Source organism: Bradyrhizobium sp. CCGUVB1N3 (genome assembly GCF_024199925.1).
In the GTDB taxonomy this organism is placed as follows: domain Bacteria; phylum Pseudomonadota; class Alphaproteobacteria; order Rhizobiales; family Xanthobacteraceae; genus Bradyrhizobium.
This window is the reverse complement of the sequence record NZ_JANADR010000001.1, coordinates 2,458,330-2,472,517: the sequence shown is the minus strand read 5'-3', so window position 1 is coordinate 2,472,517 and position 14,188 is coordinate 2,458,330. Positions and strand designations below refer to the sequence as shown.

Genomic DNA, 14,188 nt, shown 5'->3' with positions numbered 1-14,188 from the left:
CGAAACAAGGCGGCGGTGATGTCCCATTGGCTCCGGAAGTTGGCAGTGGCGTTGGCCGGCATCGTGCTGAGCGGCGCCGCGACGTCTGCCCGGCCGGAAGAGAACAGCCCCTTGCAACTCGAGGCCAAGATACTGCTTGGCCACGTGCGTGGGCGGATCGATCACATGGCGGTCGACCTGAAGCGACAGCGATTGTTCGTAGCCGAACTGGGCAACGACAGCGTCGGTGTCGTCGATCTCGCTAGTCGCAGCGTGATACACACGATATCCGGTTTGAACGAGCCGCAAGGCGTTGCCTATGAGCCGTCGACTGACATGCTCTTTGTAGCCAATGCCCGCGATGGTTCGGTCAAGGTGTTCGATGGCAACGACTACAAGGCGAAGGGGCAAATCGAACTTGGAAGTGACGCCGACAATATCCGCATCGATGCCGCAGCCCAACGGGTCATTGTCGGCTACGGCGACGGCGCTTTGGCATACCTCGACGTTACGACCCGCAACAAGGTCCAGAACACGCCATTGAAGGCGCACCCGGAGAGCTTCCAGCCCGATCCCGATACGAATCGAATTTTCGTCAACCTTCCCAATGTTCGCGCAGTGGCCGTGGTGGACGGAAAATCCGGAAAGCAGCTTACCAGCTGGCCGGTGGATAGGGGCGGAAACTATGCGATGGCCATCGACCGCGAGCGAAATCGGCTTCTCGTGGCGTTTCGCAGTCCACCCGGGCTCGGCGTCTTGGAGCTTGCCGACGGCAAGTCCATCGGGACCGCCGACACCTGTGGAGACGTCGACGATCTCTTCGTCGATGCCAGGCGCAAGCGTGTCTATGTCAGCTGTGGTCAGGGTTATGTCGACGTGCTCGAGGCGAATGGCGTGGCGTACCAAAGAATCTCACGCGTTCCGACCGTGGCCGGGGCGCGAACATCGCTGTTCATTCCGGAGATGGATCGGCTGATCGTGGCCGTCCGAGAGAGTTTCGCCGGGCCTGCGGCGATCTGGATATTCAGGCCGGTAGCTTGAAGAAGCACACAGTCGGGAGTTCGGCATGTCCGGGCGTAGTCGACGTTTACACAGGTCCCGAAGGGCCTTGCAGAGCCGCAGCGCGACAAGCGGAATCGGCTAGGCCGAGGCGGGTCCGAACAGATGACCCAAGGCTTTCGCCCCTTATCGCCGAAGAGCCGATCTGAGGCGGCGTGCATCCTCTGCCGCTTCCGCCAACAGCCAGTTTCGGAACGTCACGATCTTCGGCACGTTCGACGTCGCTTTGGGACACACAATCCAATACGTCTTCGACAATGGAAGCGAATTCGGAAAGGGGCGTATCAAGCGGCCGTTGATCAGATCCCATGCGGCCAAGGTCGTTCGCGCCAGCGCAATGCCCTGCCCATCGATAGCGGCATCGATGACCATGCTCGCCCGGTTGAGAAGCGGTCCATGCGTGACCGCGCTCTCATCGATTCCGGCCTCCCGCAGCCAGTGCGTCCAATCCGCCCGGCTGTCCAGATGGATCAGAGGATACTTCAGAATGCCTGTGGGCTTGCTGAGCCCGCGACGTCCCAAAAGCAGCTTCGGGCTGCAAACCGCAAAAAGCCGCTCGCCGCTCAACTGGACGGTATCGAACCCCGGCCAGTTGCCGTCGCCGTGCCGGACGGCAAGGTCGACGTCCTCGCGTGCGAAGTCCACATGATGCAGCGTTGCCGAGACGCGGAGGTCGATGCCGGAATGGGCTTCGGCAAAATGACCGAGCCGGTGCACGAGCCATTTGGCGGCGAAGTCGGGCGAGGTGCTGACGGTCAGGACACCGGCGTTCTGACGCTGGAGAAGTCGCTCTGTGCCAACTGCAATCCGGTCCAGGGCATCGCGCACGACCGTGAGATAGTCGCGTCCCGCTTCCGTGATGACCAGACGCTGGCGTTCACGATTGAACAGCTTGAGCCCGAGCCCTTGTTCGAGCGCCTTGACCTGCTGGCTTACCGCACCTTGCGTAACACAGAGTTCCTCGGCAGCGCGCGTGAAGCTTTCGTGCCGTGCGGCGGCTTCGAACGCTTTCAGGTTGTTGAGAGGCGGCAGGCGCGGGCGCATCGTGCGACCAACTTCATAAGTTAAACTAGGGCAGGGACGAGAAAGTATGGTTTGCCGTCAGTCTGCCAGCGGAACTATTGAAAGGCTCTAGACTAGAATTTCACGAATTTTGGAGCCTGTCGATGCCAACCTTGACTATTCGTGCGGCCCGCCATGGTCCGCTACTTCATCAGGAAAACTGGGGCACGCGCGTCAGCCTGGGCTGGCGCCGATTTTGCCTTATGCGGGCGCGGCATAGACAGCGCAAGGCGCTCCGCGATCTCGCTGATGACCCCCATCTGCTCTCGGACATCGGCGTGACTCGTGAGCAGGCACTGCAAGAAGCCGACAAGCCGTTTTGGCGGTGACCTCTGATCAACCGCCTATCGAGCGAGAGGAAACTACAATGTCCGATCCGATTGTATATGGTTTTCCGCGAAGCACCTACGTCAACATCGTTAGGCTTGTGCTGACGCACAAGGACGTGCCGTATACCTTTCGTGACCTTGAAACGGTGATGGGCAAGCCGGAGCATCTGGCGTTGCACCCGTTCAACCGCGTACCGATCCTGGAGCACGGTGGTTTTACGGTCTACGAGACCAGCGCTATCGCCTCCTATATCGACGAGGCGTTTGCCGGGCCGCGGTTGACGCCGCAGGACGTCCGTGACCGTGCCCGCATGAACCAGTGGATCAGCGCGGTCAATTCCTACTACTACCCCTACATGATCTATCATGTGACGCACGAACGGCTCGTCTTCCCCGAGCTCGGCATCGCAGCCGATGAAGAGGTCGTGGCGCACGCGCTGCCAAAGGTCGAGCTTGGGCTCGGCGTCCTGGAGCGCGAGCTATCGCATGGGCAGGACTATCTGCTCGGTGCCGAGATCACGCTCGCGGATTTCTTCATCCTGCCGAGTACCTTCGCGTTTAGCCTGACCGAGGAGGGGCGCAAGATGTATCCGCAGTTCCCTGCCTTCTGCCGGTGGCGCGAGCGAATGGAAAGCCTGCCCACCACGAAGAAGTTGCGGGCAATTCTACCACCTCGTGCCCCGATTGATCATGCCCGCGAATGGGCCAATTCGCACCGGCCGAAATATTGATGCGTCACATCGTCGGCTCGGCTCCCGAGTTTCTGGATCAGGAGATTTCGAAGCAGCGTTGGGAGGTGACCCTATGGATGGACTTGTCTTCGCGCTGTTTGCGCTTGCCGCGCTCGTCGGCGGCTTCGTCAGTGGATTCTCCGGCTTCGCCATGGGCCTCGTCGTATCCGGCGTCTGGCTGCACATCATCACGCCGATGCAGACCGCCACGCTGATCGCGGGCTACGGCCTGCTCACGCAAGGCTACGGCATCGTCAAGCTGCGGCATGTGCTCGATCTCAAGAAAGCCTGGCCGCTCGCGCTCGGCACCGTGATCGGAATCCCGATCGGCGTCAGCATTCTCGCCTACCTCAACCCGGCCCACCTGCGGTCCGGCGTCGGGGTTCTGCTGATACTCTATGCGATCTATGGCCTCACGCGGCCGGTGTTCGCTCCGATGAAGATCGGCACCGGGGCCGACATCGCGATCGGCATCTCCAACGGACTGCTCGGCGGCCTGACAGGGCTTGGCGGCATCATCTCGACGATCTCTTGCCAATGGCGCGGCTGGCCGAAGGACGTACAGCGTGCCGTGTTTCAGCCGGTGCTGTTCGTGGCCTTCGTGGTCATCTCGCTGTCCCAGGCCGCCGCCGGCACCATCACCAGGGATACGCTTGTGCTGTACGCGCTGGGCGTGCCGTTCATGGTCGCCGGCCTTTGGTCGGGCTTCCGCCTGTTCGGAAAGATCGACGATGAAACCTTCCGCAAGACGGTGCTGGTGCTCCTGCTGTTCGCGGGACTGTCGCTGATCATCTCGGTGCTGCCGTTTTCCGTCCACTAACCCGTGAGGACACCATGCCGTTGAACCCCCTTGGCGTCATCGCCATCCCCGACGGATCGAACAGCGACTTCGATCACGCCGCGTTCGATCCGAAGACCCGCCGCGTCTTCATCGCCCACACTGCGCGCGATCGCATCGAGGTGATCGATCACGATACGCACACGCACATCGCAGCGCTTCCGGGCTTTCCGGGCGTTGCAGGCGCGGTCGCTGATGGCGGCGAGATCCTGACCACCAATCGCGGCGCAGCCACGATATCCTGGCTGGATGCTGCGACTTACGACATCAAGGGCGTCTTCCCGTCGGGGCCACGTCCGAACGGCGCGGCGATCGTCAAGCGCAAGGGGATCGGAATCGCCGCCTGCATCGGTGATGCGGAGCAGGTGCCGACGCTGCAATGCATCGATCTGAAGGACGTCACGCAGCGCGCGATCGATCTGCCGGGCCGGCCGCGCTGGTGCGTCACCGATGCCGCCGCCGAGCGTGTGTTTCTCTGCATTCGCGAGCCCTCGATGATCCTATCGGCCCGGCTGCCAGATCTCGGCGACGTCGTGCATTGGCCGTTGCCGTCCGGCGGAGCACACGGTCTCGACATCGATCATATCAGCCATCGGCTTTACGCGGCCTGCGACGACGGCGAGCTGGTCGAGGTCGATAGCACCGCCGGAAAGGTGACCAACGTCTGGCCGATCGCAGGCCCGCCCGACGTGACGTTCTTCAATCCGGCCACCGGCCGTGTCCACGTGGCGATCGGCGAGCCCGGTGTGATCGAGACGATCGATCCGAAGACAGGGGCGAGAGGACAGACCAGGACCGGCGAGGGGGCGCACACGACCGCGTTGGTCGTGCCCAATCAGCTCTACGTGATTTCGCCTCGCCACGGCGGGGTTCTGGTGTTGGCCGACGGATGATGGCATTTCAGTGGTGGACCGGGGCCTTGTCAGGGCAATTCAAAGCCGCTAGTGGTCTGCCCCCTTTTCCAAGCATCTGTCAGAGTGGTTCATGTCGAGCGCCTCGCCCGCCGTCTCGATCGGCATCGATTTTGGGACCAGCAACACGGTCGTCGCGCTCGCGGCGGACGACCGCCGGGTCGAGGCCATCCGCTTCGATCATGGCGGGCAACGCCACAGCGTCTACGTATCGGCCCTGTGCTTCTGGGAGGACCGGCCGGGAAGCGGAGCCCAGGCTGAAGGCGGCCCGTGGGCGATCGAACAGTTTCTCGAAGGACGCCACGTCTACCGCTTCCTCCAGTCGTTCAAGACCTTCGCTGCCAGCAGCAGCTTCAATTCCACCCAGGTGTTCCGGCAGCGCTACAAATTCGAGGATATTTTGGCGGCGTTCCTGCGGACGCTGGCGCGCCATGGCGGCGACAAATTCGGCTTCGAGGCGGCAAACATCGTGGTTGGCCGCCCCGTGCGCTTTGCCGGCGGCAATCCAGACGAAGGGCTGGCGATGCAGCGCTATCGGGCTGCATTCGAACGCCTCGGCGCCGGCCACGCGCGCTACGTCTACGAGCCCGTGGGAGCAGCGTTCTCCTTCGCCCGCCGGCTGGAGCGCGATTCCACTGTCTTGGTTGCGGATTTCGGCGGCGGCACCAGCGATTTCTCCGTGATGCGTTTTTCGAAAGCAGGCGGCAGCTTGCGCGCCGAGCCGCTCGGCCACGCCGGCATCGGGATTGCGGGTGACACGTTCGATTACCGCATCGTCGATCACGTCGTCTCGCCGCGGTTGGGAAAAGGCTCCAGCTTCCGGTCGTTTGACAAGGTGCTACCGGTCCCCAGCGGCCACTACACCAACCTCGCGCGCTGGCATCAGCTCGCGATGATGAAGAGCAACGGCGATCTGCGTGAGCTCCGGGAGCTTTCGCGTACCGCGCTGAAGCCGGCTCTGCTTGAGGATTTCATCACCATCGTCGACCTCGACCTCGGCTTTTCGCTGTACCGCGCGGTGTCGGATGCCAAGGTCGCGCTGTCGGCCAACGACCAGGTGGACTTTCGCTTCAAGGGCGGCGGGGTCGACATCGGCTCGACCATCACACGGAAGAATTTCGAAGCCTGGATTGCCGACGATATCGCCCGGCTCGGCGCTACGGTCGACAAGGTGCTGGGCGAGGCCGGCATCACCGCGCGCGAGGTGGAGAAGGTGTTCCTGACCGGCGGGACTTCCTTCGTGCCCGCCGTCCGGCGGCTGTTTGCCGAGCGGTTCGGCAACGAGCGGCTGATGTCGGGAGACCAGTTCGAGTCGATCGCCTATGGCCTCGCTCTGATCGGACACAGTCCTGACCCGGACCGCTGGGCCGCCAGCGGCGGGCTTGCTGGCATAGGTTGATCCTTCATTGGCTCTCGTCGTGCGGAGCTTCCGGAAACGGAATGGGGCTCGCGATCGGCGAGCCCCACTGTGCACCCGGCAATTTCAGCCCTTGTGGTGGACAGTCTGCAGGCCATAGACCGGCGTCGGGATGCTCTCGTAGCGCGCCTTCAACTGCAGGGAGAGGAATTGCGAGTAATGGCGCGACTGATGCAGGTTGCCACCGTGGAACCATAGTCCTTCCTGCTGCGTCGGCTTCCACATGTTGCGCTGTTCACCTTCCCATGGGCCGGGATCCTTTGTCGTATTCGAGCCGAGGCCCCAGACCTTGCCGACTTTGTCGGCCATTTCCCGACTCACGAGATCGGCGACAAAGCCATTCATCGAGCTGTAGCCGGTGGCATAGACGATCACGTCCGCCGGCAATTCCTTGCCGTTATCAAGCCTGACGCCGTTGGGCGTGATTTCCTCGACCTGTCCAGCGAACAGTTTGATCTTGCCGTCAATGATGAGCTGCGAGGCGCCGACGTCGATGTAATAGCCCGAGCCGCGGCGCAGATACTTCATGAATAGCCCGGAATCGTCGTCACCGAAGTCGAGCCTGAAGCCGGCCTTCTCCAGCCCGGCATAGAAGGCGGCGTCGTCCTGGCGGATCTTGTCGTAGACCGGCTTTTGAAACTGATTCAAGATCCGGTAGGGCAGGGAGGCGAAGATCAGATCGGCCTTTGCCGTGGTCATTCCGCTGCGGACGGCACGTTCGGAGTAGAGATCGCCGAGTGTCTCCATCAGCGAATCCGAGCGCACAATGTGCGTCGTCGAGCGCTGCACCATCGTTACGTCGACGCCGGCCTCGTACAGCGCAGCGCAGATGTCATGGGCCGAATTGTTCGAGCCGATCACCACCACCTTCTTGCCTTTGCAGGCGTCCGAGCCGGGATGGCGTGAGGAATGGTGTTGCTCGCCTTTGAAGTTTTCCATGCCTTTGATTTTCGGCATGTTCGGCTTGGCCGACATGCCGGTTGCGAACACAAGTTGCTTGGGCCGCAGCGTGATCTCCTTGCCATCACGTTCGACGACGACCATCCATTCCTTCTTGGTGTCGTCCCAGCCGGCGTGCTTGGCCGTGGTGTTCGTCCAGTAGTTCAGCTCCATGACCTTGGTGTACATTTCCAGCCAATCGCCGATCTTGTCCTTGGGCGAGAACACAGGCCAGTTCTTGGGGAAATCGATATAGGGCAGATGATCGTACCAGACGGGGTCGTGAAGGCAGAGCGACTTGTAGCGGTTGCGCCAGGAATCGCCGGGGCGTGCGTTTTTCTCGGCGATGATCGTCGGCACTCCGAGCTGGCGCAGCCGCGCCCCGAGCGCAATGCCGCCCTGTCCGCCGCCGATGACAAGCACGTAGGGCTGGGTCTTGAAGCCGAGTTGCTCGACTTCCTCGTCGCGCAGTTCCTTCCAGGTCTTGGCGCCGGGATTGACGCCGTGCCTGGCGCCGAGCGGTCGGCTGAAGCCGGCCTTTTCCTCATGGCCCTTGAGTTCGGCCATCGTCGTCAACAGCGTCCAGATCTGACCGTTCTGCAGTCGGATGAGTCCATATCCGCGCCCGACCTCGGTCTCGAACGAGATCCAGGACTCGGTCACACCGCCAGCCTCGGTTGGCGTTTCACCCTCGGCGATTTTCCAGTTGTGTGGCTTCGCTTGCGCGAGGCAATGCGCGAGCATGTCGCGGATCTGGTCGCGGCCTTCCATGGTCTTGATGTTCCAGGTGAAGGCAACAAGGTCGCGCCAGTAGCATTCCGGAGCGAACATTCCCACGGCGGTGTCGAGTTCGCCCGCCGCCAGCGCGGCTTCAAACTTGTCGAGGAAAACCTGTACGCGCGCGCTAAGCGTGGTGTCGAGCATCACTTCCTCCCGGATGTCGTTTGCAATTTTTCTGCGCAGGCGGCGTAACCTTACCCCAAATATCGCGGGAATCCAGACTGGGGGCAGGGTTCCCGGTCGGCTTCGGCGTTCTCAGCGTTCGCTTGCAACAATGCCGCTCTGCCGACCGACGCGGTGGTAGAATGAGAGCTCTATTCGTTGCGGTGCATGAGTCCGGAATTGGTCCAGGCCGAACAACAAACTAGCCGTCGCCATGTCGGACGCCGGCGTCATCCCTGACTGCTATCCTCGTCCACCACCAGCCGGCGCCGCGTCGGGAATAGCGTCAGGTCGTAACGTTCGCAGACGAGGCCCCAGAGGCCGCGCGGCGCGAACAGCATGACGAGGATGCCGAGCGTGCCCAGCAGGATCAGATACCAGGCGCCGAAATCAGCGAGATAACGTTGCATCAGGTAGAAGATGATCGCGCCGATGACAGGGCCTTCCATCGTGCCGATGCCACCGATGACGACGATGAAGAGGACGTAGGCGGTCCAGTCGAGCACCGAGAAGGCGGCGTCCGGCGAGATGCGCGCCTTCTGAAGATAGATCAGCGCGCCGACCATGCCGGTCATCGCGGCAGTCGCGACGTAGACGGCGAGCTTGATGCGGTCGATATCGACGCCGAGGCTCGCGGCGGCGGCCTCGCGGTCGCGGATCGCGCCCAGCGCAAGGCCGCGGCGCGAGCGCAGCACGAGATAGACGAAGGCGAGCGTGCCGGCCATCAAGGCCAGTGCCAGCCAGTAGGAGGCAATGTCGCGGGCCGCCGGCGTCCGCACATCGAGCAGCGCCTTGATCCATTCGATGCCGGGCACGGAGGAGGTGACGGATGGCGAGAGCGAGGTTCCGGTGCCGCCGCCGAGCGCCTTCACTTGCGCGAAAACCAGGCGATAGACCTCGGCCACGACCCACGTGCCGATCGCGAAATAGGCGCCGCGCAGCCGGAACACGATCAGCGCGGTCGGCAAGGCCAGCGCCGCCGACACGATGCCCGCAACGGGAATCGCGAGCAGCGGATTGACGCCGCCGATCAGCGTCAGCGCGAACAGGACATAGCCGCCGAGGCCAACGAAGGCCTGCTGGCCGACCGAGATCAGGCCGGCATAGCCCGCGAGCAGGTTCCAGCATTGCGCCAGCGCCAGCATGTAGAACAGGAAGATCAGGTCCTGGATGAGATTGCGGCCGGCGAAGACCGGCAGCAGCACCAGCATGAGCAGCGCGATGCAGGCGGCGATCGCCGCACGGTGCGAGAGGCGGTCTGCGGTCTGGATGCGAAACACCCGCCTTGGCCTCGCTGCGCCGGCATCCATCTTCATGGCTCCTCAATCGACCGCGCGGGGAAACAGGCCGCGCGGCCGGATTGCCAGCACCACGAGGAAGGCGAGGTGGCCCGACAGGATCTGCCATTCCGGATCGATCCGCGCGCCGATGGTCTGGGCGAGGCCGAGCACGACGCCGCCTGCCAGCGTGCCCCAGAAGCTGCCGAGCCCGCCGATGATCACGGCCTCGAAGGCATAGAGCAGTCGCGCCGGACCGATGGTGGGATCGAAATTGGCCCGCAGGCCCAGATAGAGCGCCGCGATCGCGATCACGACGAAGGCGATGCCCATCGCGATCGCAAAGGTGCGGTTGACGTCGATCCCCATGAGCTGCGCAACGTCGAGATCGTCGGAGGTGGCGCGGAAGGCGCGGCCGATCGCGGTGCGATAGAAGATGACGTTGAGGAGCACGATTACGACGATCGCGGATGCCAGCGTCAGCAGTGGCACGACGCCTACCGCGATGTCACCGCCGAGCGAGACCGACGCCGTCTCGATGGCGCCGGAGTTGAGGCGGCGGCTGTCGGCGGAGAACATCTGCAACAGCCCGTTCTGGATGATGATCGACAGGCCGAAGGTGACCAGCAGCGGCGGCAGGAGGTCGCGTCCGAGCGCGCGGTTCAACAACACGTGCTGAAGCGCAAAGCCGATCACAAACAGGATCGGAGCTGCGACAACGACCGCAACGAAGGGATCGAGCCCAAGCTTCTCGGCCACCACGAAAATGGCAAAGGCTGCGAGCACGATGAGGTCGCCATGGGCGAGATTGACCAACCGCATCACGCCGAACATCAGCGAAAGCCCGGTGGCGAACAGGGCGTATAGGCCGCCGAGCAAGATGCCCTGGATGATCGCGTCGAGGAACCCCATCATGGCATCAACCAAAATAAGCGCGGTGGATCTGATCGCGCGAGAGCGCGCCGGGACGGCCCTCGAGCGAGACGCGGCCCTCCTGGAAGCAGTAGACGCGATCGGCGGCCTTCATCGCCTGCACAATGTCCTGCTCGACCAGCACGACGCTGGTGCCTTCGGCCTTGATCTGCGGCAGGGCTGCGTAAATGTCGGCGATGATGATGGGCGCAAGCCCGAGGCTGATCTCGTCGCACAGCAGCACGCGGGGGTTGGACATCAGGGCGCGGCCGATCGCGGCCATCTGTTGCTGGCCGCCCGACAGGATCGGCGCGGCCGAACTGCGCCGCTCCTTCAACACCGGGAAGAGGGCGTAGACGCGGTCGAGCGTCCAGGGGCCGGCGAGCTTGCGGCCGTAGCCGCCGATCAGGAGATTTTCCTCCACGGTGAGCGAGGGAAACAGCCGCCGCCCTTCCGGCACCAGCGCAACGCCGAGCTTGACGATATCGGCAGCGCGCTTCGCACCGATCGGCAGGCCATCGAGCAGCACGCTGTCGGCGGGACCGGGGATGAGGCCCGCGATCGCCTTCAGGAAGGTCGACTTGCCTGCGCCGTTCGCGCCGATGATCGCAATGGTCTCGCTCGCCTCGAGGCTGGTGTCGACGCCGTACAGCGCCTGGAAGTCGCCATAGAAGGCGGTGAGCTTCTGTGTCCTCAGCAGCGGCATGCCTCACGCCTCGATGCCGATATAGATCTGATGCACGTCAGGCCGTTGCATGACCTCTTTCGGCGCGCCTTCCGCGATCTTGCGCCCGAAATTGAGCACGATCAGGCGGTCGATCACGGCAAACAGCGCATGCACGACGTGCTCGATCCACAGGATCGCAACGCCGGTCTTGCGGATGTCGCCGATGGTCGCGACGAGCTCGGCGCATTCGCCCTCGGACAAGCCGCCGGCGATCTCGTCGAGCAGCAGAAGTTTTGGCGCCGTCGCAAGCGCGCGCGCCATTTCCAGCCGCTTGCGCTCGAGCAGCGTCAATGCGCCCGCGAGCGTATTGGCGCGCTTGAGCAGCCCAAGCTGGTCGAGGATATCGCCGCAGGATTGCGCGGCCTCGGCTTCCGTCTTGCGGCGGCCATGGACCGCACCGACGAGCAGGTTTTCGAACACGGTGAGATTTTCGAACGGCTGCGGGATTTGATAGGTGCGGCCGATGCCGGCGTGGCAGCGGCCTTGGGGCGGCAGCCCGGCGAGGTCGCTGCCGTCGAAGCGGATGTGGCCGGCGCTCGGCGACAGGCCGCCGGCGATCAGGTTGAACAGCGTGGTCTTGCCCGCGCCGTTCGGCCCGATGATGCCGACGGCTTCACCAGGCGCAATCGCCAGATCGAGATCGTCGGCGACGACGATCGATCCGAAGCTTTTCTTCAGCCCCGCGACTTCCAGCAGCATGATCCGTCTACGCGCCGCGCGATCAGGCGATCGGCTCCATCTTGCCGCCGACGGGAATCGCCGGCGCCGTCCGGTTGTCGGTGACGACGATGTCGTACTTGCCGTCCTTGAACCGCCACTGGCCGCCGACGAGCGGCGTCTTGGCGACGTTCCTGGCGGCAAAGGGCGGCAGGTTCGCAGATCCCCACTGCACCTTGCCGACGACGGTGTCGAGATTGGTCGCGGCGATCGTCGTGGCGATCGCCTTGCCGTCGCGATCGGGCGCGCGCTTCAGGACATCGACCGCGACCTCGAACAGCGCGTGGACGAAGCCGATCGGCTGCGTCCATTGCTTCTTGGTCGCGCCCTCATAGGCCGTGGCGAGATCCCTCGCGCTCATGCCCGTGAGCGAGGATTTGAACGGATGGTTCGGCGTCCACCACACTTCCGAGGACAGGTTGTGACCGTCCTTGCCGAGCGCCTCGACGGCAACGGGGAACAGGATCGCCTTGCCGACGGAAGCAACCTTGGGCTTGAAGCCTTGCTGGAGCGCCTGCTTCCAGAAGGTGGTGAAGTCAGGCGGCAGCACCACGCCGGTGATGATCTCGCAATTGGCCGCCTTGAACGCGCCGATCTGCGCCGAAAAATTGTCGGTGAGATTCTGGTAGCGGCCGGGATCAGTGAGCTTGTAGCCGCCTTTCTCGAGCACCGGCGGGAAGCCGACGACCTTGTCGCCCCAGGCGTTGCCGTCGCCGTCATTGGGAAACAGACCGCCGACCGATTTGTTGGTCGCGACTTCGCTCCACATGTTGGTGAAGACGGCGATGATGTCCTCGAGCCCCCAGAAGAAGTGATAGGTGTAGTTGAAGCCCTTCCACGTCGGCGGTCCGCCGCCGGGATTGGCCTGACGGCCGATGAACCATGGCTGCCACGGCGCAACCGTGGAGATGCACGGCACTTCCTCGATCTCGCATTGGGTCGAGACCGGATTGGTGGTCTCCGGTGTCGAAGCCACCAGCATCAGATCGACCTTGTCCTGGACGATGAGATCCTTGGCGACCTCGGCGGCGCGGTTCGGATTGGACTGGCTGTCCTTGACCACGACCTCGACCGGCACGGTGGCGTTGCCGAGCTTGATGCCGGCCTTGGTCGCCTCCTTGAAATTGGCGAGGATGAAATTGTCGGCTTCCGCAAAGGCGGCGAGGGGACCGGTGAGCGGCGAGACATAGCCGAGCTTGATCGCGCGGGTCTGCGCGATCGCCGGCGACTTCAGTCCGACCGAGAGCGCGGCGCCAGTTGCGGCCGAGTATTTCAGGAGCGTGCGGCGGTCGATGGAATGACGGTTGGTCGAGCTGATCTTGCGGCAGGTCATCTGCGCGTCCTCCCCTCTGGATGCGCCGGATTCTCATCGTGGATCGATTGACACACGGGCCGGCGTTCGATATTCGAACATTAGTTCGTAATTCGACCAGTTTCCGCCAGCGCCCAGATGGAGTCAACAGGCCGCGTCATGACGCAAGCATCCGAGCGCCACAAGGGCGATCCCGGGCATCGCAAGGGCGAGCCCGGGCATCACAAGGGCGAGCCCGACGACAAGGAGTTCATGACGACGCTCGCCAAGGGCCTGGCGGTGCTCGGCGCGTTCGGCCGTCAGCGGCCGACCATGACGCTGTCGGAAGCGGCCGTGGTCGCCGATCTCTCGCGGGCCACCGCGCGGCGCGTGCTGCGCACGCTCACCCAGCTCGGTTACGTCGTGCAGGACGGCCGGACGTTTGCGCTGTCGCCGCAGATCCTCGATCTCGGCTTCGCGTACCTGTCGACGCAGAGCTGGATCGATCGCGCGCTGCCCCTGATGCGCGAGCTCAGCGAGCGCCTCGGCGAATCCTGCTCGGCCGCGATCCTGCAAGATAGCGACATCGTCTATGTCGCGCGCGTCCCCGCAAGGCGCATCATGTCGGCGGCGCTGTCGGTCGGCAGCCGGTTGCCGGCGTTGCACACGGCGCTCGGCCGCGTCATGTTTGGCTATCTCGACGAGGCCGAGATCTGGCGGCGGCTGAAGTCGCAGCGGATCGAGGCCTATACGCCGCAGACCATCACCGATCTTCAGGCGCTGTTCGACCGCATCCGTGCCGACCGCGCCCAAAAATTTTCCATCGTCGACGAGGAGCTCGAGCGCGGCCTGCGCGCGATCGCGGTGCCGGTGCTCGATCGCAGCGGCCAGGTCGTCGGCGCCATCAACCTGTCGACGCATTCGACACGAACGACCCGCAATGAAATGCGCGAGCATTTCCTGCCCGAGCTCAATCGCATCAGCGAGCAGGTCTCCTCGATGACCGTCTGAGGACGCGTCCGGCTCTTGCCATCGCGGCGGGCCGGCCGTATCGTCG

14 protein-coding genes are annotated in these 14,188 nt (G+C 63.5%); 7 read left to right on the top strand and 7 right to left on the bottom strand.

What is annotated here, in order from left to right; genetic code table 11:
- The first annotated feature begins 18 nt into the window (after nt 1-18).
- Nucleotides 19-1,020, top strand: a complete 1,002-nt coding sequence (locus NLM33_RS11765) for a YncE family protein (RefSeq protein ID WP_254096205.1) — start codon at nt 19-21, stop codon at nt 1,018-1,020.
- 144 nt (nt 1,021-1,164) lie between these two features.
- Here the strand turns inward: NLM33_RS11765 and NLM33_RS11760 are convergent, their stop codons facing one another.
- A complete protein-coding gene (locus NLM33_RS11760) occupies nt 1,165-2,082 on the bottom strand; it encodes a transcriptional regulator GcvA (protein ID WP_254096204.1) in 918 nt (305 codons plus the stop codon).
- A gap of 122 nt (nt 2,083-2,204) precedes the next feature.
- Between NLM33_RS11760 and NLM33_RS11755 the strand changes: the two genes are divergently transcribed.
- From NLM33_RS11755 to NLM33_RS11735, 5 genes are all read left to right on the top strand, one after another.
- Entirely contained in the window at nt 2,205-2,429 is a 225-nt protein-coding gene (locus NLM33_RS11755; protein WP_254096203.1) for a DUF1127 domain-containing protein, read from the top strand.
- Nucleotides 2,430-2,467: 38 nt separating this feature from the next.
- Nucleotides 2,468-3,160, top strand: coding sequence for a glutathione S-transferase family protein (locus tag NLM33_RS11750; protein ID WP_254096202.1), 693 nt, complete (start codon nt 2,468-2,470; stop codon nt 3,158-3,160).
- A gap of 73 nt (nt 3,161-3,233) precedes the next feature.
- The gene (locus NLM33_RS11745; RefSeq protein ID WP_254096201.1) at nt 3,234-3,980 is read left to right on the top strand and encodes a sulfite exporter TauE/SafE family protein; all 747 of its coding nucleotides are present in this window, start codon (nt 3,234-3,236) and stop codon (nt 3,978-3,980) included.
- Nucleotides 3,981-3,994: 14 nt separating this feature from the next.
- Nucleotides 3,995-4,891 carry a hypothetical protein gene (locus tag NLM33_RS11740; RefSeq protein ID WP_254096200.1) on the top strand — a complete coding sequence of 299 codons (897 nt, stop codon included), beginning with the start codon at nt 3,995-3,997 and terminating at the stop codon, nt 4,889-4,891.
- Nucleotides 4,892-4,982: 91 nt separating this feature from the next.
- Nucleotides 4,983-6,308, top strand: a complete 1,326-nt coding sequence (locus NLM33_RS11735; RefSeq protein ID WP_254096199.1) for an Hsp70 family protein — start codon at nt 4,983-4,985, stop codon at nt 6,306-6,308.
- 84 nt (nt 6,309-6,392) lie between these two features.
- On the opposite strand, the gene NLM33_RS11730 is transcribed toward NLM33_RS11735, so the two are convergent.
- From NLM33_RS11730 to NLM33_RS11705, 6 genes are all read right to left on the bottom strand, one after another.
- The gene (locus tag NLM33_RS11730; protein WP_254096198.1) at nt 6,393-8,189 is read right to left on the bottom strand and encodes an NAD(P)/FAD-dependent oxidoreductase; all 1,797 of its coding nucleotides are present in this window, start codon (nt 8,187-8,189) and stop codon (nt 6,393-6,395) included.
- Nucleotides 8,190-8,437: 248 nt separating this feature from the next.
- Nucleotides 8,438-9,523 (bottom strand): branched-chain amino acid ABC transporter permease, encoded by a 1,086-nt coding sequence (locus NLM33_RS11725; RefSeq protein ID WP_254096197.1) that lies wholly within the window; start codon nt 9,521-9,523, stop codon nt 8,438-8,440.
- Between the two features lie 6 nt (nt 9,524-9,529).
- Nucleotides 9,530-10,396 carry a branched-chain amino acid ABC transporter permease gene (locus NLM33_RS11720; RefSeq protein ID WP_254096196.1) on the bottom strand — a complete coding sequence of 289 codons (867 nt, stop codon included), beginning with the start codon at nt 10,394-10,396 and terminating at the stop codon, nt 9,530-9,532.
- 7 nt (nt 10,397-10,403) lie between these two features.
- Nucleotides 10,404-11,102 carry an ABC transporter ATP-binding protein gene (locus NLM33_RS11715; RefSeq protein ID WP_254096195.1) on the bottom strand — a complete coding sequence of 233 codons (699 nt, stop codon included), beginning with the start codon at nt 11,100-11,102 and terminating at the stop codon, nt 10,404-10,406.
- Between the two features lie 3 nt (nt 11,103-11,105).
- Nucleotides 11,106-11,825, bottom strand: coding sequence for an ABC transporter ATP-binding protein (locus NLM33_RS11710; RefSeq protein WP_254105759.1), 720 nt, complete (start codon nt 11,823-11,825; stop codon nt 11,106-11,108).
- A 19-nt stretch (nt 11,826-11,844) separates the two neighbouring features.
- The gene (locus tag NLM33_RS11705) at nt 11,845-13,173 is read right to left on the bottom strand and encodes an ABC transporter substrate-binding protein (protein WP_254096194.1); all 1,329 of its coding nucleotides are present in this window, start codon (nt 13,171-13,173) and stop codon (nt 11,845-11,847) included.
- A 138-nt stretch (nt 13,174-13,311) separates the two neighbouring features.
- On the opposite strand from NLM33_RS11705, the gene NLM33_RS11700 reads away from it, so the two are divergent.
- Nucleotides 13,312-14,142: an IclR family transcriptional regulator C-terminal domain-containing protein gene (locus NLM33_RS11700; protein WP_254096193.1), complete on the top strand. Its 831-nt coding sequence runs from the start codon at nt 13,312-13,314 to the stop codon at nt 14,140-14,142.
- Nucleotides 14,143-14,188: the final 46 nt, after the last annotated feature.

Excerpts from the sequence above, each read along its gene's own strand:
- NLM33_RS11765 (WP_254096205.1), top strand. The coding sequence starts at position 19 with ATGTCCCATTGGCTCCGGAAGTTGGCAGTGGCGTTGGCCGGCATCGTG.
- NLM33_RS11760 (WP_254096204.1), bottom strand. The coding sequence starts at position 2,082 with ATGCGCCCGCGCCTGCCGCCTCTCAACAACCTGAAAGCGTTCGAAGCC.
- NLM33_RS11755 (WP_254096203.1), top strand. The coding sequence starts at position 2,205 with ATGCCAACCTTGACTATTCGTGCGGCCCGCCATGGTCCGCTACTTCAT.
- NLM33_RS11750 (WP_254096202.1), top strand. The coding sequence starts at position 2,468 with ATGTCCGATCCGATTGTATATGGTTTTCCGCGAAGCACCTACGTCAAC.
- NLM33_RS11745 (WP_254096201.1), top strand. The coding sequence starts at position 3,234 with ATGGATGGACTTGTCTTCGCGCTGTTTGCGCTTGCCGCGCTCGTCGGC.
- NLM33_RS11740 (WP_254096200.1), top strand. The coding sequence starts at position 3,995 with ATGCCGTTGAACCCCCTTGGCGTCATCGCCATCCCCGACGGATCGAAC.
- NLM33_RS11735 (WP_254096199.1), top strand. The coding sequence starts at position 4,983 with ATGTCGAGCGCCTCGCCCGCCGTCTCGATCGGCATCGATTTTGGGACC.
- NLM33_RS11730 (WP_254096198.1), bottom strand. The coding sequence starts at position 8,189 with ATGCTCGACACCACGCTTAGCGCGCGCGTACAGGTTTTCCTCGACAAG.
- NLM33_RS11725 (WP_254096197.1), bottom strand. The coding sequence starts at position 9,523 with ATGAAGATGGATGCCGGCGCAGCGAGGCCAAGGCGGGTGTTTCGCATC.
- NLM33_RS11720 (WP_254096196.1), bottom strand. The coding sequence starts at position 10,396 with ATGGGGTTCCTCGACGCGATCATCCAGGGCATCTTGCTCGGCGGCCTA.
- NLM33_RS11715 (WP_254096195.1), bottom strand. The coding sequence starts at position 11,102 with ATGCCGCTGCTGAGGACACAGAAGCTCACCGCCTTCTATGGCGACTTC.
- NLM33_RS11705 (WP_254096194.1), bottom strand. The coding sequence starts at position 13,173 with ATGACCTGCCGCAAGATCAGCTCGACCAACCGTCATTCCATCGACCGC.
- NLM33_RS11700 (WP_254096193.1), top strand. The coding sequence starts at position 13,312 with ATGACGCAAGCATCCGAGCGCCACAAGGGCGATCCCGGGCATCGCAAG.